The organism is Haloarcula sp. MBLA0163 (genome assembly GCF_055632435.1).
On sequence record NZ_CM145745.1, the window covers coordinates 1195352 to 1220596 of the forward strand.

32 protein-coding genes are annotated in these 25245 nt (G+C 68.8%); 17 read left to right on the forward strand and 15 right to left on the reverse strand.

Translation table 11 applies throughout. The annotated features are described in order from the left end of the window. The 6 genes from aroC to ACV7GQ_RS06365 form a co-directional block, all read right to left on the reverse strand. The gene (aroC, locus tag ACV7GQ_RS06340) at nt 1–1200 is read right to left on the reverse strand and encodes a chorismate synthase (protein WP_470312681.1); all 1200 of its coding nucleotides are present in this window, start codon (nt 1198–1200) and stop codon (nt 1–3) included. Between the two features lie 68 nt (nt 1201–1268). Beyond that, nucleotides 1269–2555, reverse strand: coding sequence for a 3-phosphoshikimate 1-carboxyvinyltransferase (gene aroA, locus ACV7GQ_RS06345; protein WP_470312682.1), 1287 nt, complete (start codon nt 2553–2555; stop codon nt 1269–1271). Between the two features lie 75 nt (nt 2556–2630). Further along, on the reverse strand, nt 2631–3059 hold the full coding sequence (locus ACV7GQ_RS06350) for a DUF6069 family protein (protein ID WP_470312683.1): 429 nt from the start codon (nt 3057–3059) through the stop codon (nt 2631–2633). Between the two features lie 73 nt (nt 3060–3132). Next, nucleotides 3133–3573 (reverse strand): luciferase domain-containing protein, encoded by a 441-nt coding sequence (locus ACV7GQ_RS06355; RefSeq protein WP_470312684.1) that lies wholly within the window; start codon nt 3571–3573, stop codon nt 3133–3135. A 78-nt stretch (nt 3574–3651) separates the two neighbouring features. After that, nucleotides 3652–4545 carry an ABC transporter permease gene (locus ACV7GQ_RS06360; protein WP_470312685.1) on the reverse strand — a complete coding sequence of 298 codons (894 nt, stop codon included), beginning with the start codon at nt 4543–4545 and terminating at the stop codon, nt 3652–3654. Next, nucleotides 4542–5582 carry an ABC transporter ATP-binding protein gene (locus tag ACV7GQ_RS06365; protein WP_470313142.1) on the reverse strand — a complete coding sequence of 347 codons (1041 nt, stop codon included), beginning with the start codon at nt 5580–5582 and terminating at the stop codon, nt 4542–4544. Before ACV7GQ_RS06365 ends, ACV7GQ_RS06360 begins: the two co-directional genes overlap by 4 nt. 100 nt (nt 5583–5682) lie before the next feature. Between ACV7GQ_RS06365 and ACV7GQ_RS06370 the strand changes: the two genes are divergently transcribed. Continuing rightward, nucleotides 5683–6312, forward strand: coding sequence for an NAD(P)-dependent oxidoreductase (locus ACV7GQ_RS06370; RefSeq protein WP_470312686.1), 630 nt, complete (start codon nt 5683–5685; stop codon nt 6310–6312). On the opposite strand, the gene ACV7GQ_RS06375 is transcribed toward ACV7GQ_RS06370, so the two are convergent. Then, nucleotides 6306–6677, reverse strand: a complete 372-nt coding sequence (locus tag ACV7GQ_RS06375; RefSeq protein WP_470312687.1) for a winged helix-turn-helix transcriptional regulator — start codon at nt 6675–6677, stop codon at nt 6306–6308. The two genes, ACV7GQ_RS06370 and ACV7GQ_RS06375, sit on opposite strands and share 7 nt — an antisense overlap. Nucleotides 6678–6758: 81 nt before the next feature. Between ACV7GQ_RS06375 and ACV7GQ_RS06380 the strand changes: the two genes are divergently transcribed. Continuing rightward, the gene (locus ACV7GQ_RS06380) at nt 6759–7934 is read left to right on the forward strand and encodes a M24 family metallopeptidase (RefSeq protein WP_470312688.1); all 1176 of its coding nucleotides are present in this window, start codon (nt 6759–6761) and stop codon (nt 7932–7934) included. 10 nt (nt 7935–7944) lie between these two features. Here the strand turns inward: ACV7GQ_RS06380 and ACV7GQ_RS06385 are convergent, their stop codons facing one another. Then, complete coding sequence (locus ACV7GQ_RS06385; protein WP_470312689.1) at nt 7945–8094, reverse strand: FmdB family zinc ribbon protein; 150 nt, start codon at nt 8092–8094, stop codon at nt 7945–7947. Nucleotides 8095–8294: 200 nt separating this feature from the next. Between ACV7GQ_RS06385 and ACV7GQ_RS06390 the strand changes: the two genes are divergently transcribed. Next, nucleotides 8295–8462, forward strand: coding sequence for a hypothetical protein (locus ACV7GQ_RS06390; protein WP_470312690.1), 168 nt, complete (start codon nt 8295–8297; stop codon nt 8460–8462). Between the two features lie 45 nt (nt 8463–8507). Next, the gene (locus tag ACV7GQ_RS06395; protein ID WP_166970745.1) at nt 8508–8717 is read left to right on the forward strand and encodes a ribbon-helix-helix domain-containing protein; all 210 of its coding nucleotides are present in this window, start codon (nt 8508–8510) and stop codon (nt 8715–8717) included. Here ACV7GQ_RS06395 and ACV7GQ_RS06400 read toward each other — a convergent pair whose 3' ends face one another. Both ACV7GQ_RS06400 and ACV7GQ_RS06405 read right to left on the reverse strand, forming a co-directional pair. Next, nucleotides 8718–9128 carry a JAB/MPN domain protein-containing protein gene (locus ACV7GQ_RS06400; protein WP_470312691.1) on the reverse strand — a complete coding sequence of 137 codons (411 nt, stop codon included), beginning with the start codon at nt 9126–9128 and terminating at the stop codon, nt 8718–8720. A gap of 61 nt (nt 9129–9189) precedes the next feature. Beyond that, nucleotides 9190–9870 (reverse strand): hypothetical protein, encoded by a 681-nt coding sequence (locus ACV7GQ_RS06405; RefSeq protein ID WP_470312692.1) that lies wholly within the window; start codon nt 9868–9870, stop codon nt 9190–9192. A 121-nt stretch (nt 9871–9991) separates the two neighbouring features. Between ACV7GQ_RS06405 and ACV7GQ_RS06410 the strand changes: the two genes are divergently transcribed. Beyond that, nucleotides 9992–10684: a VOC family protein gene (locus ACV7GQ_RS06410; protein WP_470312693.1), complete on the forward strand. Its 693-nt coding sequence runs from the start codon at nt 9992–9994 to the stop codon at nt 10682–10684. 15 nt (nt 10685–10699) lie between these two features. On the opposite strand, the gene ACV7GQ_RS06415 is transcribed toward ACV7GQ_RS06410, so the two are convergent. Continuing rightward, a complete protein-coding gene (locus ACV7GQ_RS06415; protein WP_470312694.1) occupies nt 10700–10999 on the reverse strand; it encodes a DUF5779 family protein in 300 nt (99 codons plus the stop codon). A 111-nt stretch (nt 11000–11110) separates the two neighbouring features. On the opposite strand from ACV7GQ_RS06415, the gene ACV7GQ_RS06420 reads away from it, so the two are divergent. The 11 genes from ACV7GQ_RS06420 to pfkB all read left to right on the forward strand — a co-directional run bounded on the left by ACV7GQ_RS06420 (nt 11111) and on the right by pfkB (nt 22128). Continuing rightward, complete coding sequence (locus ACV7GQ_RS06420; protein ID WP_470313143.1) at nt 11111–12358, forward strand: LeuA family protein; 1248 nt, start codon at nt 11111–11113, stop codon at nt 12356–12358. A gap of 333 nt (nt 12359–12691) precedes the next feature. Continuing rightward, nucleotides 12692–14455 carry a biosynthetic-type acetolactate synthase large subunit gene (gene ilvB / locus ACV7GQ_RS06425; protein ID WP_470312695.1) on the forward strand — a complete coding sequence of 588 codons (1764 nt, stop codon included), beginning with the start codon at nt 12692–12694 and terminating at the stop codon, nt 14453–14455. Between the two features lie 14 nt (nt 14456–14469). Continuing rightward, on the forward strand, nt 14470–15057 hold the full coding sequence (ilvN, locus tag ACV7GQ_RS06430) for an acetolactate synthase small subunit (RefSeq protein ID WP_220618508.1): 588 nt from the start codon (nt 14470–14472) through the stop codon (nt 15055–15057). Further along, complete coding sequence (ilvC, locus tag ACV7GQ_RS06435) at nt 15050–16087, forward strand: ketol-acid reductoisomerase (RefSeq protein WP_470312696.1); 1038 nt, start codon at nt 15050–15052, stop codon at nt 16085–16087. The genes ilvN and ilvC overlap by 8 nt, the downstream gene beginning before the upstream one ends. Next, on the forward strand, nt 16080–16325 hold the full coding sequence (locus tag ACV7GQ_RS06440; RefSeq protein ID WP_470312697.1) for a DUF7989 family protein: 246 nt from the start codon (nt 16080–16082) through the stop codon (nt 16323–16325). The genes ilvC and ACV7GQ_RS06440 overlap by 8 nt, the downstream gene beginning before the upstream one ends. Next, the gene (leuC, locus tag ACV7GQ_RS06445) at nt 16322–17743 is read left to right on the forward strand and encodes a 3-isopropylmalate dehydratase large subunit (RefSeq protein WP_470312698.1); all 1422 of its coding nucleotides are present in this window, start codon (nt 16322–16324) and stop codon (nt 17741–17743) included. Before ACV7GQ_RS06440 ends, leuC begins: the two co-directional genes overlap by 4 nt. Beyond that, nucleotides 17740–18384 (forward strand): 3-isopropylmalate dehydratase small subunit, encoded by a 645-nt coding sequence (leuD, locus tag ACV7GQ_RS06450; RefSeq protein ID WP_220618504.1) that lies wholly within the window; start codon nt 17740–17742, stop codon nt 18382–18384. Before leuC ends, leuD begins: the two co-directional genes overlap by 4 nt. Nucleotides 18385–18647: 263 nt before the next feature. Then, nucleotides 18648–19289, forward strand: coding sequence for a hypothetical protein (locus ACV7GQ_RS06455; protein ID WP_470312699.1), 642 nt, complete (start codon nt 18648–18650; stop codon nt 19287–19289). Nucleotides 19290–19386: 97 nt separating this feature from the next. Continuing rightward, entirely contained in the window at nt 19387–20370 is a 984-nt protein-coding gene (locus ACV7GQ_RS06460; RefSeq protein WP_470312700.1) for an isocitrate/isopropylmalate dehydrogenase family protein, read from the forward strand. A gap of 85 nt (nt 20371–20455) precedes the next feature. Continuing rightward, entirely contained in the window at nt 20456–21217 is a 762-nt protein-coding gene (gene glpR / locus ACV7GQ_RS06465; protein ID WP_470312701.1) for an HTH-type transcriptional regulator GlpR, read from the forward strand. After that, a complete protein-coding gene (gene pfkB, locus ACV7GQ_RS06470) occupies nt 21214–22128 on the forward strand; it encodes a 1-phosphofructokinase (RefSeq protein ID WP_470312702.1) in 915 nt (304 codons plus the stop codon). Before glpR ends, pfkB begins: the two co-directional genes overlap by 4 nt. Nucleotide 22129: 1 nt before the next feature. On the opposite strand, the gene ACV7GQ_RS06475 is transcribed toward pfkB, so the two are convergent. Together ACV7GQ_RS06475 and ACV7GQ_RS06480 are read right to left on the reverse strand one after the other, a co-directional pair. After that, nucleotides 22130–23257 (reverse strand): hypothetical protein, encoded by a 1128-nt coding sequence (locus ACV7GQ_RS06475; protein ID WP_470312703.1) that lies wholly within the window; start codon nt 23255–23257, stop codon nt 22130–22132. Between the two features lie 3 nt (nt 23258–23260). After that, complete coding sequence (locus ACV7GQ_RS06480) at nt 23261–24043, reverse strand: class I fructose-bisphosphate aldolase (protein ID WP_470312704.1); 783 nt, start codon at nt 24041–24043, stop codon at nt 23261–23263. A 117-nt stretch (nt 24044–24160) separates the two neighbouring features. On the opposite strand from ACV7GQ_RS06480, the gene ACV7GQ_RS06485 reads away from it, so the two are divergent. Then, nucleotides 24161–24310 carry a DUF7557 family protein gene (locus tag ACV7GQ_RS06485; RefSeq protein ID WP_188995439.1) on the forward strand — a complete coding sequence of 50 codons (150 nt, stop codon included), beginning with the start codon at nt 24161–24163 and terminating at the stop codon, nt 24308–24310. Here ACV7GQ_RS06485 and ACV7GQ_RS06490 read toward each other — a convergent pair. Both ACV7GQ_RS06490 and ACV7GQ_RS06495 read right to left on the reverse strand, forming a co-directional pair. Next, complete coding sequence (locus ACV7GQ_RS06490) at nt 24307–24747, reverse strand: DUF5799 family protein (RefSeq protein WP_470312705.1); 441 nt, start codon at nt 24745–24747, stop codon at nt 24307–24309. The two genes, ACV7GQ_RS06485 and ACV7GQ_RS06490, sit on opposite strands and share 4 nt — an antisense overlap. A 71-nt stretch (nt 24748–24818) precedes the next feature. Beyond that, nucleotides 24819–25214 (reverse strand): OsmC family protein, encoded by a 396-nt coding sequence (locus ACV7GQ_RS06495; protein ID WP_470312706.1) that lies wholly within the window; start codon nt 25212–25214, stop codon nt 24819–24821. Between the last annotated feature and the right edge of the window lie 31 nt (nt 25215–25245).

A 25245-nucleotide genomic window follows, 5' to 3' on the forward strand; every position in this document is an offset into this window, starting at 1 on the left:
TTAGTCCTCGTCGACGGTCCTCGCGTGGGTGTCGGCGTCCGCGGGGTCGTTCTGTGGGCTGGACGGGTGGTAGTCGGTGTCGTACTCGCCGGGACGGCCGTCGAGACGGTCCGGGTTGATGCGCCCGCCGAGCAGCATGAAGTCGAGCACCGTACAGTAGAGCATCGCCTCGACGACGGGGACGGCCCGGGGCGGCAGGACGGGGTCGTGGCGGCCGGTGACGGTAATCTCCTTCTCCTCGCCGGTCTCCCAGTCGACGGTCGTCTGGGTCTTCGGGATGGACACCGGCGGGTGCCAGCTGACCTCGCCGTAGATGGGCTGGCCCGTCGTGATGCCGCCCTGGATGCCGCCGTGGTCGTTGCCCTCCGGCACCGGGTGGCCGTCGTCGTCGAACGCCCAGTCCTCGTTGTACTCGCTGCCGGCCGTCGTCCGGGCCTCGCGGCCGATGCCGTACTCGAAGTCGTTGACGGCCGGGATGGAGTACATCGCCTGTGCGAGCCGGGAGGGGAAGCTGTCGAACCGCGGCGCGCCGAGGCCGGCGGGGACACCGCGACACTCGAAGTAGATGGCACCGCCGATGGAGTCGCCCTCTTTCTGGTACTGGTCGGCGAGGTCGCGCATCTCCTCTGCGGCCTCCGGGTCGGCACACCGGACCTCGTTCTCCTCGGAGTGCTCGAGTATCTGCTCGAAGGTCACGTCGCCGGCCTCTACGTCGCCGATTTGGCAGACGTGGGCCTTGATGGTCACGTCGTAGTCGGACTGCTCTAAGACCTGCTTGGCGACGCCGCCGGCGGCGACCCAGTTGACCGTCTCGCGGGCCGAGGAGCGGCCGCCGCCGCCCCAGTTGCGCGTCCCGAACTTCGCGGAGTAGGTGTAGTCGCCGTGGGAGGGTCGCGGCGCCGTGATGAACGGTTCGTACTTCCCCGAGCGGGCGTCCTTGTTCTGGATGACCATCCCGATGGGTGTGCCCGTCGTGTAGCCGTCCTGCACGCCGGAGTTGAGCTTCACCTTGTCCGGTTCACCCCGCGAGGTCGTGATCATCGACTGGCCCGGCTTCCGCCGGTCGAGGTCCTTCTGGATCTCCTCTTCGGAGAGTTCGACGCCGGCCGGCACGCCGGACACCGTACACCCCATCGCCTCCCCGTGCGATTCGCCGTAGGTCGTCATCCGGAAGAGACGACCGAACTCGTTGCCGTTCATTAGCAACGTCTCGGGGACGGGGCCATTTGAACCTTGTAGATGTGCGCGACCGCGTCGGCGGTCGACGCCTACCGCTCGACCGCTGCCCCGAGCTCCGACAGCACGTCGAAGAAGTTCGGGAAGGAGACGTCGACGTGTTCGGCGCCCGTGACCGTCGTCTCGCCCTCGGCCACGAGGCCGGCGACGGCCAGCGACATGATGATGCGGTGGTCGGCCTTCCCGTCGACCGTCGCGCCGTGCAGGCTGGTGTCCTCGCCGTAGACTATCAGTTCGTCCTGCTCCTCCTCGACTTCGGCGCCCATCTTCGTCAGTTCCTCTGCCATCGCGCTCACGCGGTCCGTCTCCTTGTACCGGACGTGTTCGGCGTCGGTGATGCGGGTGACGCCGTCGGCGGCCGCGCCCAGCGTCGCGATGGTCGGCAGGAGGTCCGGCGTGTCCTCGACGCCGACCTCGATACCCGACAGTGCCGACCGTTCGACGGTGATCTCGCCGTCCTCGCGGTCCCAGTCGAGCGTCGCGCCCATCCGGTTGAGGACGTCGACGATGGCGGAGTCGCCCTGTGCGCTCGGGAACGCCGAGGTGACGGTCACGGCGTCGTCGCCCGCCAGCGCGCCCATCGCGAGGAGATAGCTCATCGAGGAGAAGTCGCCGGGGACGTGGTAGGTGCCGTCCGCGGGGCCGTAGGTCTGGCCGCCGGCGACGGTGTAGCCGTCGTCGGTCTGTTCGGCGGCGACGCCGAAGTCGTCCAGCACTTCCAACGTGATGTCGACGTACGGCGAGGACTTGAGTTCGGTCGTCAGGTCCACGTCGACGCCCGTGTCCGTGACCGCGCCGGCCATCAGGAGGGCGGTGATGTACTGCGAGGAGACGTCGCCCGGGATGGCGACGGTGCCGCCGTCGATACCGCCGCCGACGACGAGTGGTGCCTGCCCGTTCGCCCGCGTGCTGTCGGCGCGACCACCGAGTTGCTCGATGGCGTCCAGTAGCGGCCCCTGCGGTCGGGAGCGGAGCGAGTCGTCGCCGGTGAGGACCGTGAGTTCGTCCTGCAGCGCGGCGGTCGCCGTCACCAGACGCATCGTCGTCCCGCTGTTGGCGCAGTCGATGACGTCGTCGGGCGTCTCGGGGCGGCCGTCGAACCCGTCGACGGCGATGGCACTCTCGTCGCTCCGGTCGACGGTGCCGCCGTAGGCGTCGACGGCGCGCATCGTCGCCCTCGTGTCGGCGCTGACGAGCGGGTCGTGAACGGTCGCGCCCTCGGCGTAGCCGGCGGCGAGGATGGCCCGGTGCGTGTAGCTCTTCGACGGCGGGGCCTGCGTGGTCCCCGCGACCGCAGACTCGCGTATCGTGACGTCCATGTCCGGGCGATTGCGGGCGGGCGACAAGAGGCTACCGCTCTGTGAGACCGAACGAGAACGGGCGTGCGGGGTCGTTCAGAGCCGAACCGCGCCGACGACGAACGCCACGAGCGGGACCGCGACGACGACGTGCAACGCGACGAGGACGGCCTGTCCGACGCCGGTGACGCCCAGACCGGGGGCGACGACGAGGACCGGCACGAGCATCCCGAGGAAGACGAGCGCCGAGACGGCGACGAAGTTACGCACTGGTCGGTCGGTCAGGCGGGCGAGCGCGGCGTACGCGACGGCCGCGCCGACGCCGGCGACGAGCGTGCTGGCGACGACCGGCACGGCCGCGAACGGACTCATCGCCCCGGCCGCGCCCACCGGCAGGGCGAGGGCGTCGACGAGAGCGAGGACCACCAGCGACGCGACGACGGCCGTGAGGACGCCGAGCGTGGTCCTGCGGGTGAGTTCACCGGCGCTCTCTGCTATCGGATACCGAGACGTGATTGTTGCCATGGGGAGTCTAGACGTCGTCTCAGAGCTTAAATCTGACACTGAGTTGGGGTTACCGTGCGACCGGCACACACACTCAGCGCCGGTCGAACGCCGCTCTGACGGTCTCGCCGAGGTCCAGTTCGGCCAGTTCGGCCTCGACGTCGACGTCGGCGAACTCCTCGGCGCCGGCCGGGGTGCGCTTGAGCACGTTGACGTGGTAGAGATACGAGAGGCGGACGAGCCACCGCGCGTGGTCGTAGTCGTCGGGCGACTCGACGTAGTAGGTGGTCCATCCGGACTCGGTCAGGAGGTGGTGCGGGCCCGTCTCGCCCTCGTCTACGAGGACGTCACGGAGTTTCCGGAGGTAGGCGATGTCGAGCATCCCCCACGCGTGGACGTGGCCGACTTCGCGAGGCCCGACCCGCCACTCGGTGCCGCCGAAGCGGTGCTCACCGACGGTCACGTGTGGCCACTCGCTCACCTCGTCGACGAGGCGGTCGACGGTCTGCTCGATAGCGTCTCTGTCAGCTGCCATGGCCTACGTAGGGGCCCAGACCGCATAAGTGAGCGCGCCGCTGCGTCGACGGCCGCGACGGGTGCCCTGCGACCCTCGCTACTGCACGTTCGCGCTCGAGGCCCGCTGGAGCATGTGGACCGCGACGCTCCCGAAGCCGACGGCCAGGAGGAGGAGGACGGCGACGGCCGGGACCAGCGTGTCGTAGATACCGCCGAAGGCGAGGCCGTAGTCGGCCACCTCGACGACGGTCATCACGTCGCGGTCGAGCATGATGGCCCGGGCCGCGTCGACGCCGTAGGTGACGGGGTTGAACCGGGCGACCACCTGAATCCACGCCGGTAGCACGGAGAGCGGGAGGAACGCCGTCGAGACGAACAGGAGCGGGAACTGCAGGAGGTTCGCCCCGATGATGGTCGACTCCTGGTCCTTCGTGACGACGGCGATGGTGTTCGACAGCGCCGTGAACCACAGCGAGAACAGGATGCCGACGGCGACGATGCCGACGGCGCCGGCGACGCCGGTGGCCACCTCCGCGCCCAGAACGACGCCGAGGCCGATGATGATGGTAATCTGCGCGGCGATGCGGACCACCTCCGCGGCGGTCTTGCCAAGGAAGACGGCCGTGCGGTTCATCGGACTGACGAGCACCTTCTCGAACATCCCCTGCTCGATGTCGTTGACGAGGCCGACCCCGGAGGTGGCCGCGGCGGCCAGCGCCACCTGCATGCAGATGGCCGGCACGAGGTACGTCTCGTAGGTTATCGACGCGCCGCCCTGACTCACCGCGCCGGTCGCCACCTGCCCGAACACCTGCGTGAACAGGACGAGGAAGATGATGGGCTGGACCAGCGAGACGACCAGCACGAACGGGTTGCGGACGGCCTTGATGTTCCAGCGCACGAAGTTCACCCAGAAGTCCCCGAGGAAGGAGTTCCCCGACCGCGAGACACTGCGGGACTCCGCCGACGAGTCGTCGGTCGGCGAACTCACGGCTCACCACCCCCGTCGGCGGCGATGGGGTCCTCGGACTGCGCCGCCCCGTCGGTGTCGACGTGCTCGCCGGTGATGGCGAGGAACACGTCGTCCAGCGTCGGCGCGCGGACGTTGAACCCGGTCACGCTGACGCCCTCGTCGCGCAGGGCCACGAGGAGGTCGGTCCCGCGGGAACGGGCCCGCTCGGAGGTGACGGTGATGCCGTCGTCGCTCACCTCGACGGTCGCCGTCTCCTCGAACAGGTCGCCGGCCCGGGCGACCCGGGCCGCCGCCGCTCGCGCGTCCGCGTCGCCCTCGACGCTCACGTCCAGTATCTCCCCGCCGACCTCGCGCTTGAGTTCGGCCGGCGACCCCTCGGAGACGAGCTCGCCGTCGAGGATGACGGCCAGTCTGTCACAGAGGGCGTCCGCCTCCTCGAGGTACTGGGTCGTGAGGAAGATGGTCGTGCCGCGGTCGTTGATGCGCTGGAAGTACTCCCAGAGGCGGTTGCGGGCCTTCGGGTCCAACCCCGTCGTCGGTTCGTCGAGGAAGACGAGCGGCGGGCGGTGGACCAGCGCCGTCGCGGCGTCAAGCCGCTTCTTCATGCCGCCAGAGAAGTCGTCGGCCTTCTTGTCGGCGACGTCGGCGAGGTCGACGAGGTCCAACAGTTCGTCGATTCGGTCCGCTCGGTCGCGCCGCGGCACGCCGTACGCGTCACAGGCGAAGCGCAGGTTCTCGCGGGCGGTGAGTTCCGGGTCGACGCTCGTCTCCTGGGCCATGTAGCCGACCGTCTCCCGGACGGCCCTGCTCTCGGTCTCGGCGTCGAAGCCGTTGACGGTGATAGACCCGGCCGTCGGCCGCAGGAGCGTCACCAGCGTCTTGATGGTCGTGGTCTTGCCCGCCCCGTTCGGGCCGAGGAAGCCGAAGAACTCCCCGCGTGGCACCGTCAGGTCGATACCCCGAACCGCCTCCGTCCCGTCGGCGTAGGTGAGTTCCACTCCCTCCGCGACGATTGCGTCGTCGGTCACACGTACGGTGAGGGCCGCCAGCGGCATATACTCCCGTCTCACGACGTCCGCAGTTGCTACGACACCTCGTAGTTACTACGCCGCCGGAGACTCGGACGTTGATGCCCCGGGGCCACGTAGAGGGGGTATGCGACTCGCTGTCTTCGGAGCCACGGGCCGGACCGGCCGACCGCTCGTCGAACAGGCGCTCGACGCAGGCCACGACGTGGTCGCCTTCGTCCGCGACCCGTCGAAACTAGACGTCGGCGGTGACAGGCTGACCGTCGTCGAGGGCGACGCCTACGAAGGGACCGGCGTCGACGAGGCGGTCGACGGCAGCGACGCCGTCGTCAGCGTCCTCGGACAGACCGACGGGAGCCCATCGGACCTCCAGACGGTCGCCGGCCGCAACGTTCTCGACGCGATGGGCGCGGCCGGCGTCGACCGGTTCGTCACGCTGACCGGCGCCGCCGTCCGCCACGAGGACGACCGGGTGAGTCTCGGCGGCAAGGTGATGGGGCTGATGCTCGAACTGCTGGCCCGCGACGTCCTCGAGGACGCCCGTGACCACGTCGCCGACGTACGGGCGAGCGACGCCCGCTGGACCGTCGTCCGCGCCCCGCGCCTGACCGACGGCGACCACACCGGCGAGTACCGGCACGGCGACCTCTCGCTGGGCGTGCAGGCGTCGATATCGCGGGCCGACGTGGCGGACTTCCTCCTCCGCGTGGTCGAGGACGGCGAGTACGTCCGCGAGATGCCGCTCGTGAGCTACTGACCCGTCCCTTCGAGTCCGTGCGTCTCCGCCCACTCGCGTAGCTCGGCGAACACCGGCTGGAGGTCCCGGGCCTTCTGCGTGGCCTCGTACTCGACGCGGGGCGGTATCTCGTCGTAGGAGTGGCGGTCGACGAGACCCGCCGTCTCGAGTTCGTCCAGCCGGGCGGACAGCGTGTTCGGCGACACGTCCAGCCGCTCCTCCAGCTCGGTGTAGCGCCACGGACCGGGGTCCTCCCGGACGAGCGCGAACAGGAGCGCCATCGTGTGGGACCGGCCGAGCAGGGCGAGCAGGCCGCTCGCCGGGTGGCCGCCGTCGAAGTCGCCGGGAATCGGGGCGTCGCCCGCTGCGGGGTCGGCGTCGGTCATGGCCGACCGCACGGCCCGGTCCCATTTCGTCCTTTGGCCGCTGGCGGTAGCCCTTTGCCCCCGCCGGCCCGACGCCTGCGTATGGATCCAGACCTCTCGGCACTCGACGCGTACCTCGACGAGACGGACACCGACGGGTATCTGCTGGACGCGGACTCCGAGGACTCAGACCAGTACTACCTCTCGGGGTTCGACGCGCCGGACCCGTTCGTCACGCTGTACGACGGCGAGACGCACCTGCTGTTCCCCCGCAGTCTCGAGTACGGCCGGGCGAAGCGCGAGGCCCGGGCGGAGTCGGTCCAGCGGTACGTCGACTTCGACCACGCCGAACTGGTCGAGGAGCACGGACCCGAGGCGGCCGTCTCGCACGTCCTCGCGAGGTTCCTCGACGCCTACGACGTCGACAGCGTGGCCGTGCCCCCGCGGTTCCCGTTGGAGACGGCCGACGGACTGCGCGCCCGCGGGGTCGAGGTCACCGCCGACACCGACGGCGTCGTCACCGAGATTCGCGCGACCAAGACCGACGAGGAGGTCGACCACGTCCGGGCCGCCCAGCGGGCGAACGAGGCGGCCATGGCCGCCGCCGAGGAACTGCTCGCGGACGCCACCGTCGCGGACGACGGCACCCTCGAGCACGACGGCAAGACGCTGACCAGCGAACGAGTCAAGGAGGAGATAGAGGTGACGCTGCTCCGACACGGCTGTTCGCTCGACGAGACCATCGTGGCCTGCGGGGCCGACGCCGCCGACCCCCACGACCGCGGGAGCGGCCCGCTGACGGCCGACGAACCCGTCATCGTCGACATCTTCCCGCGGGACAAGGCGACGAAGTACCACGCCGACATGACCCGGACGTTCTGCAAGGGGACGCCGAGCGACACCGTCCGGGAGTGGTACGACCTGACGGAGCGAGCGATGGACGCGGCGTTCGAGGCGCTGGAACCCGGCGCGACCGGCGAGGCGGTCCACGACGCCGTCTGTGACGTCTACGAGGACGCCGGCCATCCGACGCTCCGGAGCGACGACCGGACGGAGACGGGGTTCATCCACAGCACCGGCCACGGCGTCGGTCTCGACGTCCACGAACTCCCCCGCCTCTCGCCGAACGGCGGCGAACTCGAACCCGGCCACGTCGTCACTATCGAACCCGGGCTCTACGACCCGGACGTAGGCGGCGTCCGCATCGAGGACATCGCCGTCGTCACCGAGGACGGCTACGAGAACCTCACCGAGTACGAAAAACGGCTGGTGGTGTAGGCGGGCAGCCCTACAACTCCTCCATCTGCCCGCCGCAGTTCGGACACGCGGCTTCCGGCAGTTCCGTCTGCTTCCCGCAGACGACGCACTCGTAACCCATCTCGACCGCCTCGTCCGAGTCGTTCCCGCCGATGCCTGTGAGTCGTGAGAGGAGGCCCATTGGTGTCCTCCACGGTAACGTACCACGTGAATTATCAAAGTTCTTGTCACTGCAACGTCACTCTGCGGATTGAACATGAACATTTATGATAGATGGGGCAAAAGGGGTTGGTAGCCTATGCTTGTACCCAAAGCACGCGCCGCACACCCACGCTCAGCCCACACAGACGACTACTCCAGACGACCCACACGACCCCCAGGATGACCACACGAATCACGACACCCACCGACGACGACGCGTATCCGACCACCAACCCCACCTTCGACGGCGCGCACAGGTCCGGCTCCGACCGCGCGCAGATGATGTTCACACCGACCAGCTCCGCGACCGCCGGGCAGTTCGACACCGAGGCCGACGAGCCCCGCTGACGACGGGACACAACCGTTTTCCTGCCGGCCGGCGTCCCTTCGGGTATGGCCGAATACACCACGGTCTCGATACCGAAGGACCTCGCCGAGCGCGTCGAGGGCACCATCGAGGGGACCAGCTTCTCCAGCACCTCGGACCTCGTCCGGTTCCTCCTGCGGAGCATCGTCGTCCAGCACCAGCGAGAGGGCGAACTCACCGAAGCGGAGTTCCAGGACATCGCGGACCAACTCCGCGACCTCGGCTATCTGGAGTAGTCAGGCCAGCGACTCCTCGGGCGGTTCGACGTCGAGAATCGTCACGTCCTGTCGCCGGCCCGACCGGTCGAACGCGCCGAACGTCTCCTCCTCCCACGGCGGGATGGCGACGAACACCACCGCGTGGAGGTCGTCCGTCTTGCTGACGCCCATGTAGCCGTCGGGATGCGAGACGAACCGGCCCTGTGTCTGGCCGGCGGGCGTCCCGAGGTCCATCCCGAAGACGGCGTTGACCGACCCGCCAGCGGACGGGAGGTAGAAGTCCGTGAACACCGGCGTCTCGGGGTCGAGGTCGGTCTCGGGCAGGTCCCCGGCCGCCGTGACCGCCAGCGATATCGTCACGTCGTCGGGCTCTGCCTCCCGCGCAAGCCGTAACAGCGTCTCGACGAGGCCGCGTGTGACGTAGACCACGCTCTCACTTGTCGCGGTGCGCGTATAACCCCGTCGCCGGCGAGGGCCGGCAGCGCCCGCCTCAGCCGAAGACGAGCGACTTGACGTTCTTCGCGTACAGGCTCGGCGTCCGCGAGCGCGACCCGCGGAGCGCGTAGGTGAGCGCCTCCGTCGCGTCCGCCATGATACCGTGGCCGTGGCCGACGAGCAGGCGGTCCGGGTCGAGCCGCTTCAGCTTCGACGGCGGCGTCAGGCGGAGCATCGGATGGACGCCGAGGCGCTCGTCGCCGGCGAGGAAGTAGTCGGCCGTCCCGACCGCCTCGGGGACCACCAGCGTGTCGTCGTCGTCACCGTACAGCGCCGCCTCCTGCCAGACGGGGTTCTTGACGAGTTTGTGGACGCCGTAGTCCGTCCCGGGAATCTGTCGACGGACGCGTTCGACCGGCGCGTCCAGTTCCGACTCGACGCCGGACATCCACTCCGGGACGTAGACGGGCGCGTCGTGGCGGTTCGCGATAGCGGCGCTGTCGCGCTTGTGGCGGTCCAGCAGGACCGCGACGCCGGCCACCTCGCCGAACTCGGCGAACAGCTCGTCGATACCGTCGGCGTCGACGGGGTCGACGACGACGACGCCCGCGTCGGTCTCGAGCACGTGGCTCGCCCGTTGCATCGTCTCGTGGGGATAGGCCAGCCAACTGGCGCCTCTGTCCCAGCGGTTCGTCTCCTCCCACCCCGTCGCCGACCCGGTGCCTTTCATGGGCATACCCGGTCGTACGCTCTCGGTGTGGATAAATGCTCGAACTGCGGGTATCCAGCGCGCGGTGCCGTCACGGACTGGTCCGCGAGGACCGACAGTTTTCACCCCCGGCACCGAACGTCGTCGTATGGTCTCACACCCGGAGTGGCTCACGCTCGAAGTGAAGTACACCGACCGGATGACGGCGTTCTACGACGCCTTCCTGGAGATGGACGTGGTCAGGGAGACCGAGCAGTCGGCCGTGCTGGCCGCGGGCGACACCGAGCTCCGGCTGCGGTCGCCGGGGCCGGTCCCGCGCGGCGGCCTGCACACCCACTACGCGATGACGGTGCCCGAATCCGAGTACGACGACTGGTGGGACCGCCTCGACGAGCGGTTCGACCTCGTCGAGGAGACGTTCGGCGACAAGCGCTCGTTGTACTTCTACGACCCCGAAGGGAACTGCGTCGAACTGGGCGAGCGCCCCCACGAGGGCCACGGCGTCACCGGCCTGTTCGAACTCGTCCTCGAGGTCGAGGCACTCGACCCAGCCGTCGAGTTCTACCGGACGCTCGGGTTCGAGGTGGTCGACGACGGCCGCGACGCGGGCCGGGTCCGGTTGACGACGGGCGAACTGGACCTCGAACTCTGGTCGCCGCGGCTCGGCATCGCCGACGCCCGCGGCGGCGTCCACGTCGACTTCGGCGTCGCCGCGGCGGACCCGAAGTCGGTCGCGCGCGAGGTGGCCGACGAGGCGCTGGCGGTCACGTCCGTCGACGAGGGCGTCCGCATCCGCGACCCCGACGGGCACTACCTGACGCTGGTCGGCGAGGGGAACTGACCGCGAGAACGACGCTCAGAGCCGGTCGGTGTCGATGCTGACGCCGGGCGGCGTGACGACGAGGAAGCCCCGGAAGTGCATCAGTTCGCCGCCGGCCTCCTTGACGGGCCGGGCGAACCCCGACGCCAGTTCGTTCAGGTCGCCGTCGACGTTCAACACGAGGACGACGCCGTCCTCGACCATCTCCAGCCACTCGTCGTCCGCCGTCGACCCGTCGAGGACGCCGAGGACGACGCGGTTGCTCCCGCCGGCGTCGGCGTCGGCCTCCATCTGGTCCTCGACGGCCTGCAGGTCCAGCCCCTCGAAATCACTCATGGCCGCGTAGAGGCGCGGCGACGGCAAAAATCCTCGGCCCGGCGTCTGACGCGCGGCATCCGCCGGGGGCGACCGGCCGCCCGGAAGGGACCCGATGGACAACTATAAATACTGGAAGTGTCCAGATACAGGTGCTTATGTCCAACAACGAGGGCACGTCGGAATCTCCGGCGGATCGAGTTCTTCCAGGGCACACTGGATTCCACGTCTGAGATAACAGACGCACGGATTTTCGACACCACGCTGCGTGACGGCGAGCAGTCGCCCCGCACGTCGTTCAACTACGAGGACAAACGCGAGATAGCCGCTGTACTCGACGAGATGGGCACCCACGTCATCGAGGCCGGGTTCCCCGTCAACTCCGACGCGGAGTTCGAGGCAGTGCGCGACATCGCCGAGTCCACGACCGTGACGACCTGCGGTCTGGCGCGCGTGGTCGAGAAAGACATCGAGGCGGCTCTGGACTCGGGTGTGGACATGGTCCACACCTTCGTCTCGACGTCGGACGTACAGTTGCAGGACTCCATGCACGCGACCCGGCAGGAGGCGCTGGACTCGGCCGTCGAGTCCGTCGAGCGCATCGTCGAGGCCGGCGCCGAGTGCATGTTCTCGCCGATGGACGCCACCCGGACCGACGAGGAGTTCCTCCTCGAGGTCATCGAGGCGACGTCCGAGGCGGGTGCGGACTGGATAAACATCCCGGACACGTGCGGCGTCGCCACGCCGCGACGGTTCTACGACCTCATCGAGAAGGTCGACGGACACACGGACGCCCGCATCGACGTCCACACGCACGACGACTTCGGACTGGCCTCCGCGAACGCCATCTCCGGGTTCGAGGCGGGCGCGAGTCAGTCGCAGGTGTCGGTCAACGGCATCGGCGAACGGGCCGGCAACGCGGCCTACGAAGAGGTCGTCATGACGCTGGAGTCGCTGTACGACGTCGACACCGGCGTCGACACCACCCGTATCACGGAGCTGTCGCGGCTGGTCGAGGAGAAGTCCGACATCCCGGTGCCGGCGAACAAGCCCATCGTGGGACGCAACGCCTTCTCCCACGAGAGCGGCATCCACGCGGCCGGCGTCATCGAGAACTCCGACACGTTCGAACCCGGCGTCATGACCCCCGAGATGGTCGGCGCCGAGCGCGAACTCGTGCTCGGGAAACACACCGGTGCACACTCGGTACGCGAGCGGTTGGTCGACGCGGGCTACGCGCCGACCGACGCCGAAGTGCGGGAAGTGACCCGCCGCGTCAAGGACTACGGCGCGGAGAAACAGCAGGTCACGATGAGCGAACTGGAGCGGTTCGCCACCGAGGTCGGCGTCGACGAGGAGACCGAGGAGGTCCGCGCGTAGGCCGATGACCGGACCTCCGGCCGCGACGAACAGCCACCAGCGGTGCGCAGTGGCGCGTGTCCGCGACCGGGACGTGCGCCAGCACCTCTCACAGAACGTTTATTACCCGTCGCAAACAGACTCTCGACGTGATGACAGCGCCTGCTGGACACCGGGTTCGACCCGTCGCCAGCGGCGCCGACCTTCTTCGCGACGTGCGTATTGTAGGGGCTGTATAGCCCCTCACACCTCACTTTCGTCGCCGGCCGTACCGACTTTCCACCACACAGCAGAGACGCCAGCTATGCACGCAGGACACACACGAACGCGACCGACACACGGGGGGACGAGAGCATGAGCGAACGTGCGTCCGTTCCCGCCGAGGACGAACAGACAGACGACGAACCGACCGAGGAGCAGGCGCCGGTCACCACGGGCGCCCAGTCCGTCGTCCGCGCACTCGAGAACGCGGGCGCGGAGTACATCTTCGGCGTCCAGGGCGGGGCCATCATGCCCGTCTACGACGCCCTGTACGACTCGGACATCACCCACGTGACGATGGCCCACGAACAGGGGGCCTCCCACGCCGCCGACGCCTACGGCATCGTCAGCGGTGACCCCGGCGTCTGCTTCGCCACGTCGGGCCCGGGCGCGACCAACCTCGTGACCGGCATCGCCGACGCGTCGATGGACTCGGACCCGATGATAGCGCTGACGGGGCAGGTCCCGACGGACTTCGTCGGCAACGACGCGTTCCAGGAGACGGACACCGTCGGCATCACTCAGCCCATCACCAAGGAGAGCTACTTCGCGAGCCACTCCGACACCGTCGGCAGCGACGTCAGCGAGGCGTTCGCGCTGGCCGACGCCGGTCGACAGGGCCCGACGCTCGTCGACCTGCCGAAGGACGTCACGCAGGGCGAGACCGACGTCGAACCGGCCGCACCGAGCACGCCCGACACCTACGACGTGCCGGACGAGGCCGACGACGAGGACGTCCAGGAGGCCGCAGACGTGCTGGCCGACGCCGACCGACCGGTCATCCTGGCCGGTGGCGGGGTCATCAAGGCCGACGCCTCCAACGCCCTGCGGGAGTTCGCCATGGAGTACGAGATACCGGTCATCACGACGATGCCCGGCATCGGGAGCTTCCCCGAGGACCACGACCTCTCGCTGGAGTGGGCCGGGATGCACGGCACCGGCTACGCCAACATGGCCATCACGAACACCGACTGCATGCTGGCCATCGGGACGCGGTTCGACGACCGCCTGACCGGCGGTGTCGACTCGTTCGCGCCGGACGCGGAGGTCATCCACGTCGACATCGACCCCGCCGAGATATCGAAGAACGTCTACGCCGACTACCCGCTCATCGGGGACGCTCGCGCGGTCCTACGCCAGCTGTTCGACGCGATGCCGCGCGCGCCGGACGTCGACGAGTGGCGCGAGCAGTGCCAGGACTGGAAAGAGGAGTACCCGATGACCTACGAGATGCCCGACGACGAACCGCTGAAACCGCAGTACGTCGTCGAGACGTTCTCGGACGTGACGCCGGACGACACCATCGTCTGTACCGGCGTCGGCCAACACCAGATGTGGGCCTCCCAGTTCTGGGAGTACACCGAACCCCGGACGTGGGTCTCCTCGCACGGCCTCGGGACGATGGGGTACGGCGTCCCCGCGGCCATCGGCGCGAAACTGGCCGCACCTGACCAGGAGGTCGTCTGCTTCGACGGCGACGGCTCCTTCCTGATGACGGTGCAGGGCCTCTCGGTCGCGGTCCGGGAGAACCTCGACATCACCTACGTCATCCTCAACAACGAGGCCGTCGGCATGGTCCGCCAGTGGCAGGACGGCTTCTACGAGGGCCGCCGCATGGCCTCGGAGTACCCGTGGATTCCGCAGTTCGACAAGCTCGCCGAAGCGTTCGGCGCCCGCGGGTTCCGCCTCGAGGAGGCCGAGGACGTCGAGGACACCATCCAGGCCGCGCGCGACTACGACGGGCCGAGCGTCATCGACGCCCACATCGACCCCGGGGAGAACGTCTTCCCGATGGTCCCGAGCGGCGGCGACAACGGCCTGTTCGCACTGGAAGAGACCCATCTGGAGATGCTCTAACGATGACCGGAGGAATGCCAGGTCCCGCGCCCGACGAACGGATGCGCCCCGAGGGCCGACGCAACTCGCAAGGGATCCGCGTCGACCCCGAGGCCGAAGTGACCCACGAACCGCGACAGGCGGTGCTGTCGGCGCTGGTCAAACACCGCCCGGGCGTGCTCTCGGAGGTCTCGGGCCTGTTCAGCCGCCGACAGTTCAACATCGAAAGCCTCACCGTCGGGCCGACGAGTGAGGAGGATACGGCCCGGATGACCATCCTCATCGAGGAACCGGAACCGGGCATCGAGCAGGCCAAGAAGCAGTTGCAGAAGCTCGTGCCCGTCATCTCGGTGATGGAACTTGAGCCGGAAGCGGTCCGGCGCGAACTCGCGCTCATCAAGGTCGGTGGGGAGAAACCCGACGACGTCAACGCCGTCGCGGAGATGTACGGCGGACAGGCCGTCGACGCCTCCACCGACTCGGTGACCGTCGAGATCACGGGAAGCAAGCAGAAGATAGACGCTGCCGTCGAGGCGTTCCGGCAGTTCGACGTGCAGGAGATCGTGCGGACGGGGGCCGCCGCACTGGAACGAGGCCCCAAGACACTCGATAAAGATGACTGACGAACTCACGACGACCGTCTACTACGACGACGACGCAGACGTATCGACACTCGACGACGAGACAGTTGCCGTACTCGGCTACGGTTCACAGGGCCACGCCCACGCGCTGAACCTCCACGAGTCCGGCGTCGACGTCGTCGTCGGCCTCCGGAAGGGCTCGTCCTCCCGCGAGGCGGCCCAGGAGGCCGGCCTTCGGGTGGCCACGCCGGACAACGCCGCGAGCGAGGCCGACCGCGTCGTGATGCTCGTCCCGGACACCGTCCAGCCGGCCGTCTACGAGGCCATCGAGGACGAACTCGACGCCGGCGACACGCTCCAGTTCGCCCACGGGTTCAACATCCACTACGGCCAGATAGAGCCGCCGGAAGACGTCGACGTGACGATGGTCGCGCCCAAATCGCCGGGCCACCTCGTCCGGCGGACCTACGAGCGCGGCGAGGGGACCCCCGGTCTCATCGCCATCTACCAGGACGCGACCGGCGACGCCAAGGAGGAGGCGCTGGCCTACGCGAAGGGCGTGGGCTGTACGCGCGCCGGCGTCATCGAGACGACCTTCCAGGAGGAGGTCGAGACCGACCTGTTCGGCGAGCAGGCGGTCCTCTGTGGCGGCGTCACCGAGATGGTCAAGGCCGGCTTCGAGACGCTGGTCGACGCGGGTTACGCCCCGGAGATGGCCTACTTCGAGTGTCTGAACGAGCTCAAACTCATCGTCGACCTGATGTACGAGGGCGGCCACATGGGGATGTGGAACTCCGTCTCCGACACGGCCGAGTACGGCGGTCTGACCCGCGGTGAGGAGGTCATCGACCGCGAGGGGATGGAGAAGATTCTCGACGAGGTCCAGAGCGGCGAGTTCGCTCGCGAGTGGATCAACGAGAACCAGGCCAACCGGCCCGCCTACAAGCAGTACCGCAACGCGGAACAGAACCACCAGATAGAGGAGGTCGGCGCCGGCCTGCGCGACCTGTTCGCGTGGGGCGAGGACGCCGGCGAACAGACAGAGGAGCAGGAAGCACCCGCAGATGACTGACGACAGCACCAACGACACGATGGGCGACGTCGACCACACGCACCCACACACGAACGACACCTTCGGCGCCGCGTTCAAGCGCGGTCCGACGGTCGCCGCCGACGGTGGCGAGCGCGATGGGCGCGACGACGCCGAGGACGACGCGGAGACGATGGAGGACGTCGACCACGAAGCGCCCGGTGAGGGCGTCTCCCGCGCCTACGAGCGCGGCACCGAGGGACGGGACGAGACAGTATGAGCGAAGGCACGCTGTACGACAAGGTATGGGACCGGCACAAAGTCACGACCCTGCCCAACGGGCAGGACCAGCTGTTCGTGGGTCTCCACCTCATCCACGAGGTCACGAGCCCGCAGGCGTTCGGGATGCTCCAGGAACGCGGTCTGGAGGTCGCACGTCCCGACCTGACCCACGCGACGGTCGACCACATCGTCCCGACGGCGAACCAGGACCGGCCCTACGCCGACGACGCCGCCGAGCGGATGATGGCCGAGCTCGAAGAGAACGTCCGGGACGCGGGCATCCAGTTCTCGGACCCGACGACCGGTGACCAGGGTATCGTCCACGTCATCGGGCCGGAGCAGGGCATCACCCAGCCCGGCAAGACCATCGTCTGCGGTGACAGCCACACCTCCACACACGGCGCGTTCGGCGCGCTGGCGTTCGGTATCGGGACCAGCCAGATCCGGGACGTGCTGGCCACCCAGACCATCGCCATGGAGAAACAGAAGGTCCGGAAGATCGAGGTCAACGGCGAACTCGGCGAGGGCGTCGAGGCCAAGGACATCATCCTCGAGATCATCCGTCGTCTGGGGACCGAGGGCGGCGTCGGCTACGTCTACGAGTACGCCGGCGAGGCCATCGAGGACCTCGACATGGAGGGACGGATGTCCATCTGCAACATGTCCATCGAGGGCGGCGCCCGCGCGGGCTACGTCAACCCCGACGAGACCACCTTCGAGTGGCTGGAAGAGACGGACTACTTCCAGGAGCACCCCGAGAAGTTCGAGGAGCTGAAGCCCTACTGGGAGTCCATCCGGAGCGACGAGGACGCCGAGTACGACGACGTCGTCGAGATCGACGCGAGCGAACTCGACCCCGTCGTCACCTGGGGGACCACGCCCGGACAGGGCATCGGCATCGAGGACCCGATTCCGGCCCCCGAGGACCTCGCCGACGACAAGCAGGACACCGCCCGACGGGCACAGGAGCACATGCGCGTCGAACCCGGCGAGTCGATGGAGGGGTACGACATCGACGTCGCCTTCCTCGGCTCCTGTACCAACGCCCGCCTGCCCGACCTGCGCCGCGCGGCCCGCATCGTCAAGGGCCGGCAGGTGGACGACGACGTGCGCGCGTTCGTCGTCCCCGGCAGCCAGCGCGTCCAGCGCGCCGCCGAGGAGGAAGGGCTCAAAGACGTCTTCGAGGAAGCCGGCTTCGAGTGGCGCAACGCCGGCTGTTCGATGTGTCTGGGCATGAACGAGGACCAGCTGGAGGGCGACGAGGCCTGTGCCTCCTCGTCGAACCGGAACTTCGTCGGCCGGCAGGGCTCGAAGGACGGCCGCACCGTCCTGATGAACCCCCGGATGGTGGCCGCCGCGGCCATCACCGGCGAGGTGTCTGACGTGCGCGACCTGAAGGAGGTGGCGCTCCAATGAGCGACCCCACCGAGGAGATTCCCGAGGTCGACTACGTCGAGGGGACCGGCATCCCCATCCGCGGGAACGACATCGACACGGACCAGATCATCCCGGCCCGGTTCATGAAGGTCGTCACCTTCGACGGCCTGGGCGAGTTCGCCTTCTTCGACCTGCGGTTCGACGACGAGGACAACCAGAAGGACCACCCGATGAACGAGGAGCGGTTCCAGGACGCCAACGTCATGGTGGTCAACAACAACTTCGGCTGTGGCTCCTCCCGCGAGCACGCCCCGCAGGCGCTGATGCGCTGGGGTATCGACGCCATCATCGGCGAGGGCTTCGCCGAGATCTTCGCCGGGAACTGCCTCGCGCTGGGCATCCCGACGGTGACCGCCGACCACGAGAGCATCAACGCGCTCCAGCAGTGGGTCGACGACAACCCCGACGGGGACATCGAGGTCGACGTGGCGGCCGAGACGGTCCGCTACGGCGGCAACGAGATCTCCGTCTCCGTCGACGACGCCCAGCGACAGGCGCTCGTCGAGGGCATCTGGGACACGACGGCCCTGATGAAGGCCAACCGGAACGCCATCGAGGAGACGGCGGCGCAGCTGCCGTACCTCGACCAGACGCGCTCGGACGTCGAAGCGGACGATTGACCGCGGAGGTGGTCATCGCTTCGGCGCGAGCGTGCGGTCCGGACAGTCAGAGATTACCCCCGTAGCGGACGACGTTGTCACCGTTTTCGACGACCGACGGTAACGCCGGCGTACCGCGCGGCCCCAAACTCGGATGCTCGCTGTACCGCCAGCGGGGACGGCGGGTCACGGTTCGCTCGCCGGTCGGTCCGCCGGCGTCGCCGCGGCGCCTCACCGAGTCTTAGCAGATGCCTAACTAACTCCCGACGGACCGCACGGGCGCTATGGCCACGTTCGACGCCACGCAGATGCAATCGCTGACGGGGCTCCAGGCCACGGCTCGGACGCTCCTCATGGTGGGGTTCACCGTCGTCGAGACGCTGACGCTCGGGCTCTGGCTGGCGCTCGTCGAGGGCGCGCCGGTCATCTCCCGGCCGGCGGCGATCGGCCTCGGGGTGTTGACGCTGGGTCTCGTGGTCGAACACGTGCTGACCGACGCCACGGTGAACGGGCTCTCGCTCTCGTTCCCGGTGACGCGCATCGTGGGCGTCAGCGTCTCCGAGGCGCTGCTCTGGGGGCTCTGGCTGGGTATCGCCGACCGACTCGGCGGCGTCGACGGCATCCTCGTGGCCGGCGTCGTCCTGACCGTGTTGCTCGTCCCCCAGCACAGCGTTGAGGACAACGTGCTCCGCGGCGAGGCACCGCTGTCCGAGACGCTCAACCTCGATACGGTCGGCTTCAGTCTCGTCGAGGGCGTCGGCGCGACGGTGTGGCTGCTGCTCGTGTTCGAGGGCCAGCAGTTCACCGGCCTGCTTGCGACGCTCGGGTTCGGTGGCGTCGACCCGGCGGCGCTCGGCCTCGCGGCCCTCGGCGTGTTCCTGCTCGTCGAACACGACATCGGCGTGACGCTGGCCCGTCAGGGCTGAATCCGACCGCTGGATTCCGGAGGTCGCTCCGGACAGGGAGCCCGACCGACGCCCGCGAACCGAACCACTTTCACCGAGTGGCCGCCTCTCGGCGCACATGACACACGAGATCGCGGTCATCCCCGGCGACGGCATCGGGCAGGAGGTCACGCCCGCCGCCGTCGAGGTACTGGAGGCGCTGGAGACGGTCGACTTCGACTTCGTCGAGGGCGAGGCCGGCGACGCCGTGAAGGCCGAGACCGGCGAGGCGCTCCCGCAGGCGACGCGGGACATCGCCGCAGACGCCGACGCGACGCTGTTCGGTGCGGCCGGCGAGACGGCCGCCGACGTCATCCTCCCCCTGCGCGAGGTCGTCGGGTCCTTCGCCAACGTCCGCCCGGCGCGTTCGTACCCCGGTCTGGACGCGGTCCAGCCGGACACCGACATCGTGTTCGTCCGCGAGAACACCGAGGGCGTCTACGCGGGCATCGAGGACGAGATCGTCGACGGCGTCCGGACGCTGACCCGCGTCGTCACCGAGGAGGCCTCACGCGACATCGCCGAGTTCGGCTTCGACTACGCGAAGCAGAACGGCTACGACGACGTGACCATCGCGCACAAGGCCAACGTCATGCGCGAGACGGACGGTCTGTTCTTAGAGACCGCCGAGGCCGTCGCCGAGGAGCGCGGCGCAGACTACGACACGGCGCTGATGGACGCGCTGGCGATGCACCTCGTGATGACGCCCGAGGCGTACGACGTGGTCATCTGCCCGAACCTCGCGGGCGACATGCTGTCGGACCTCGCGGCCGGTCTCGTCGGCGGTCTGGGCCTGCTCCCCTCGGCCAACGTCGGCGAGGAGAACGCGCTGTTCGAACCCGTCCACGGCTCCGCCCCCGACATCGCTGGCGAGGGCATCGCCAACCCCTCGGCGATGATTCTCTCCGCGGCGATGCTGCTGGACCACCTCGGCTACGACGAGGAGGGCGACCGCGTGCGCGGCGCGGTCGAGCGCGTCCTCGAAACCGGACCCCGGACCCCGGACCTCGGCGGCGACGCGTCGACCGAGGCGGTCACGGCGGCCGTCCTCGACGAACTGTAACGGCCGCCCCGCCCTTTTCGCGCACAAACGCGCACCAGTCGATAGAAAGTGGTAAAACCGAAGCGAAACAATCACGGGGAACAGCATGCTCCCGGCCGAACGCAAGCGGACCATCGTCCAGCTAGTGACAGAACGAGACGGCTGTTCGGTCGCGGTCCTCGCCGACGAACTGGAGTTCTCGAAGGCCACCATCCGACGTGACCTCCGCGACCTCGAGGCCGAGGGCCGCATCGAGCGGTCCCACGGTGGCGCCGTCCCGGCGTCGTCGGTCGGCACCGAGCGCTCGTACGACCAGCGAGAGGTGGAGCGACTCGACGCCAAACAGGCCATCGCCGCCCGGGCCAGCGACGAGATACGCGACGGGCAGGTCGTCTTCTTCGACGCGGGGACGACCACCATGGAGGTCGCGCGCGCCGCGCCCGACAGCGGCTACGTCGCCGCGACCAACATGCCCGAACTCGCCATGGAGCTCTCTAACCGGGAGATAGAGGTCAAGTCCACCGGCGGGGCCCTCCGGGCCCGGACGAAGGCGCTCGTCGGGCCGACCGCGGAGTCGTTCCTGGAGCGGACGAACTTCGACCTGCTCTTCCTCGGGACGAACGCGCTCGACGCCGAGGCGGGGCTCTCGACGCCCAACGAGGACGAGGCCGAGGTCAAGCGCCAGATGGTCGAGCGGGCCGGCCGCGTGGTGCTCGTCGCGGACAGCTCGAAGTTCGGGGAGCGGAGTTTCGTCTCGTTCGCGGACCTCGACGACGTGGACATGGTGGTCACGGACGGTGACCTGCCGAGCGCCCTCGCGGACGCGTTCGCGGAGGCCGACGTCGTCGTCGAAGGAGTGAGTCCATGATAGTCACAGTCACGTTCAACCCAGCGGTCGACCAGACGATCCAGTTCGACGAACCGATGACACCGGACCGCGTCATGCGGGCCACCGACGCGCGGTTCGACGCGGCCGGGAAGGGCATCAACGTCGCCCAGTACCTCACGGCGCTGGCGACGCCCTGCGTCGCGACCGGCGTGCTCGGCGGGTTCACCGGCGAGTTCATCCGGGACGAACTCGCGGCCGACGGCGTCGAGACGGCCTTCGTCGAGGTCGAGGGGACGACCCGGCTGAACACCGCCGCCATCGCCACGGACGCGGAGTACAAACTCAACCACGACGGCCCCGAGGTGGACGCCGCCGCCGTCGACGCCACAATCGACCGGATTCGGGCGAACGACCCCGAACGGGTCGTGGTCAGCGGCAGTCTCACGCCGGGCGTGTCGCTGGCCGACGTCGACGCCGTCGCCGCCGCGGGCGAGTGGGACACCGTCGTCGACATGGAGGGCAGCGCGCTCCGCGAACTCGACGAGCAGTACGCGCTGTGCAAGCCCAACCGCGAGGAACTCGGCGAGGCGACGGGCGCCGACGTCTCGACCGTCGAGGGGTGTGCCCGCGCGGCCGACGCGTTCCGCGACCGCGGCTTCGACCAAGTGCTCGCGTCGATGGGCGGCGACGGCGCGGTGTTCGCAACCGGGTCGGAACTCCTCCACGCAGAGGCGCTGGACGTCGACGTGGTCGGCACGGTCGGCGCGGGCGACGCCCTCCTCTCCGGCGTCCTCGCGGCGTGGGAGGCGGGTGCCGACGACGCTACGGCGCTCCGGCACGGCGTCGCCGTCTCGTCGCGTCTCGTCGAACAGGCCGGGACTGCGGTGCCGTCGCTGGACGACGTCGAGGCGCTGCGAGAGCGGGTGACCGTCCGGGAACTGGACGGCTGAGTCAGAACTTCTCGTCGTAGGTGTCGACGAACGCCCGGACCTCGCCGAGCGAGGGCTGGTCGGCCGTGCGGACGAAGTGTCCGGCGACGGCGTTGCCGACGACGACGGCCGCCGCCGGCGAGAGGCCGGTCACGAGGCCGAGGCCGAGGCCGGCGTTGAAGTGGTCGCCGGAACTCGTCGTCAGTTCGGGGTCGTCCACCGCCGGCACCGAGGCGCTGTCGGTCCCCGACGGGGAGACGACGACCGAGCGGTCGACGCCGTGGCCGACGAACCACGTCGGGTCGAGTGCCTCGTGGACGGCCTCGGCGGCCGCTTCGAACGAGCGGTCGGCCTCGCCAGCGAAGGCGTCGGCCAGCACGCCCGTTTCGGCACGGTTCGAAGAGACGACCACGTCGGTCACCTCGTCGAGGCGGCCGATGGCCTCCCGGCCCGCGCGCAGGCGGTCGGCGTCGAGCTTCCGGACGTCACCGGGGTCCACGAGGACGTGGCCGGGCGGGGACTCGATATCGTCCCAGACGTCACGGAGGCCGCCGAGGATGTCGGGGAGGGCCGGGGCCTCGGACCAGTAGCCCATCCCCAGCAGGTCGGCCCCGTCGAGGCGCTGGACCAGTCGGTCGTGACCGAAGCGCTCGTCGACGCCGGCCCAGTCCAGCCGCATCGTGTCGCCGATCTCGCTCAGCATCAGCTTCCCGTCGTCGAACTCGACGGCGTCGGTGACGCCGGGGGCGCCCATCGAGTTGAGGTCGTACTCGCCGAACTCCGCCTCGAACGCCTCGTGGACGGGGTCGCCGTACATGCCGACGAGCGTGGGGTCGAACGCCCACGTCCCGAACGCGCGGGCGAGGTGGCAGGTGTGGCCGCCGGTCCGGCGACCGTTCTCGAGCCACTCGAACGTGAGCGAGCTGTCGGCCGCCACGGAGTCGTCGACCCGCTCGCCGAAGGCGGCTATCGTCGGCAGGCGCTCGTAGGTGTCCGGGTCGACGCGGTCGGCGACGACCTCACGGACCCGGTCGAGGTAGCCGTCGAAGCCGAACACGACCCGGCCACGGTCGACGGCCTCGGGGAGCGCCTCGGCGTCCGGGAACTGCTCGCGGGCGTCGGCGACGGCCCGGCGTGTAGCCTCGTCCATGGCCTACAGGACGTCGTCGGCGCTGGCGCCCTCGAAGACGACCTCGTCGAGCTTGTCGAGGATGTCGTAGGGGTCGTCGCGCTGCCAGACGTTGCGGCCGACGGCCAGGCCCGAGACGCCGACGTCCATGCAGTCCGCGACGAGTTCGAGGAAGTCCCGGTCGGAGGTCTTCGACCCGCCGGAGAGCAGGACGCGGTTGTCGGCGGCGGCGTCGACGGCGTGGGACATCGCCTCCTTGCTCCGGGGGTACTTCACCTTCGTGAAGTCGGCGCCGAGTTCCAGCCCGATGCGGGCGGCGTAGGCGATGATGTCCCGACTCCGGTGTTCCTTGACGGCCTGCCCGCGCGGGTACGACCACATCGCGATGGGGAGGTCGTGGTCGCGGGCGGCCTCCTGCACCGGCCGGAAGTCCTCGAACATCTCGGGCTCCTTGTTCACGCCGGGGTAGATGGTGTAGCCGACGGCGTCGGCGCCGAGGTCGGCGGCGTAGTCGACCGACCAGTTGTGGGCGGAGTAGGGGTCGCCCATCCAGAGGTCCGAGCCGCCGTTGAGCTTCGCGAGGAGGTTCACGTCGTCCTCGTAGCTGGGGTAGTACGTCTCGGCGAGGCCCTTGCCGACGGCGAGCGCCGTGACGGCGTCGTGGGTCGCCATCTCGAACACCTCGCGCGGGTCGAGGCGCTCCTCGACGCCGGCGAACTGCTTCGGCCCGTGTTCGAGGCCGTGGTCGTGGGCCAGGACGAGCGTCTTGTCGTTGCGAACGAGCGGCGAGTCTGCTACGGGTCGCATGTCGAAAAGCTACCCAGAACGGACATTAACCGTTTTCGATTGTGATTTTTTACTACTGTCCGAGTTCGTTTCTGTGCGTCCCCGAACGTTAAGTGCCAGCGAGGGGAACCCGGGACCATGCCGACTGTGGAACTCGACGAGGACACCGTCCAGCGACTCGACGACCTGCGCGTCGAGGACGAGTCCTACGACGAACTGGTGACCGAACTCATCAACATCTACGAGGCCGAGGAGCTCACCCTGTTCCACGGCGGCGACGAGTACTAGTTCGCCGCCTGTTGGCAGATCGCCCGCCAGCGCCCGTTCGACTCGAGTTTCTCCTGTAACTTCTCGGCGTACCGCTGGGCGAGTTCCTCCGCCTCCTCGGTGTTCTGCTCGGACCCGCCGCCGCCGAGGCCCAGCGCGTCCTTCACGCCCGAGAAGAGGCCGCCACCGCCCCCGCTCCCGCCGCCGGACTGCTGTCCCATCCCGGGTTGCTGGTCGATGCGGTCGAGTTCGGGCATGATGCTCGGGAGCTTCGACGTGTCGGCCACGATGCGGGCCGTCTCGGGGTCCTCGGGACCCTCTATCTCGAACTCCACGGCCGTCATGACGAGGCCCCACTGCTGGCTGGAGAAAGAGGAGGCCGTCACCTGGTCGTTGAACAACCGGTCTACTTCCATCCGCTCCCCCGCGATACGGTCCGTCCAGTCGTTGTCGCTCATGGGTGACCGTTGGCGGGCCTCTCCCATGAGCGTTTCCCGGTCGAGAGCGATTCGTGGGTCGGTCGGCCGGCTCAGACGCCGGACTCGATGGCGATGTCGGCGTGGAGGCCGTCACGCAGCGCCGAGTGAACGTGACAGATGTCCTCACCGAGCTCGACGATGGCCTGCTCGTCGTCGCCGAGGTCCGCCTCGACCTCGACGTGGAACGCGATGGCTTCGAGGTCGTCGTCCTCGTCCAGGTCCGCCTCGACGTCGACCTCGACGACCCCGATGTCGTCGTACCCGTGTTGGTCGGCGGCGACGCGCAGGGCCGGGATGTAACAGGACGCGTAGTCGGCGGCCAGGACCTCGTTCGGCGACGGCCCGTCGTTGCTCAGGGCGTCGACGACGAGCTCCCACTCGCCGTTGATGACGCTCTCGGTCGTGTAGCCTTCCTCGCACGTGCTGGTGACTTCGATGTCTGCCATAGCACGCGGACAGTCTCGTCCCGGTAACGTA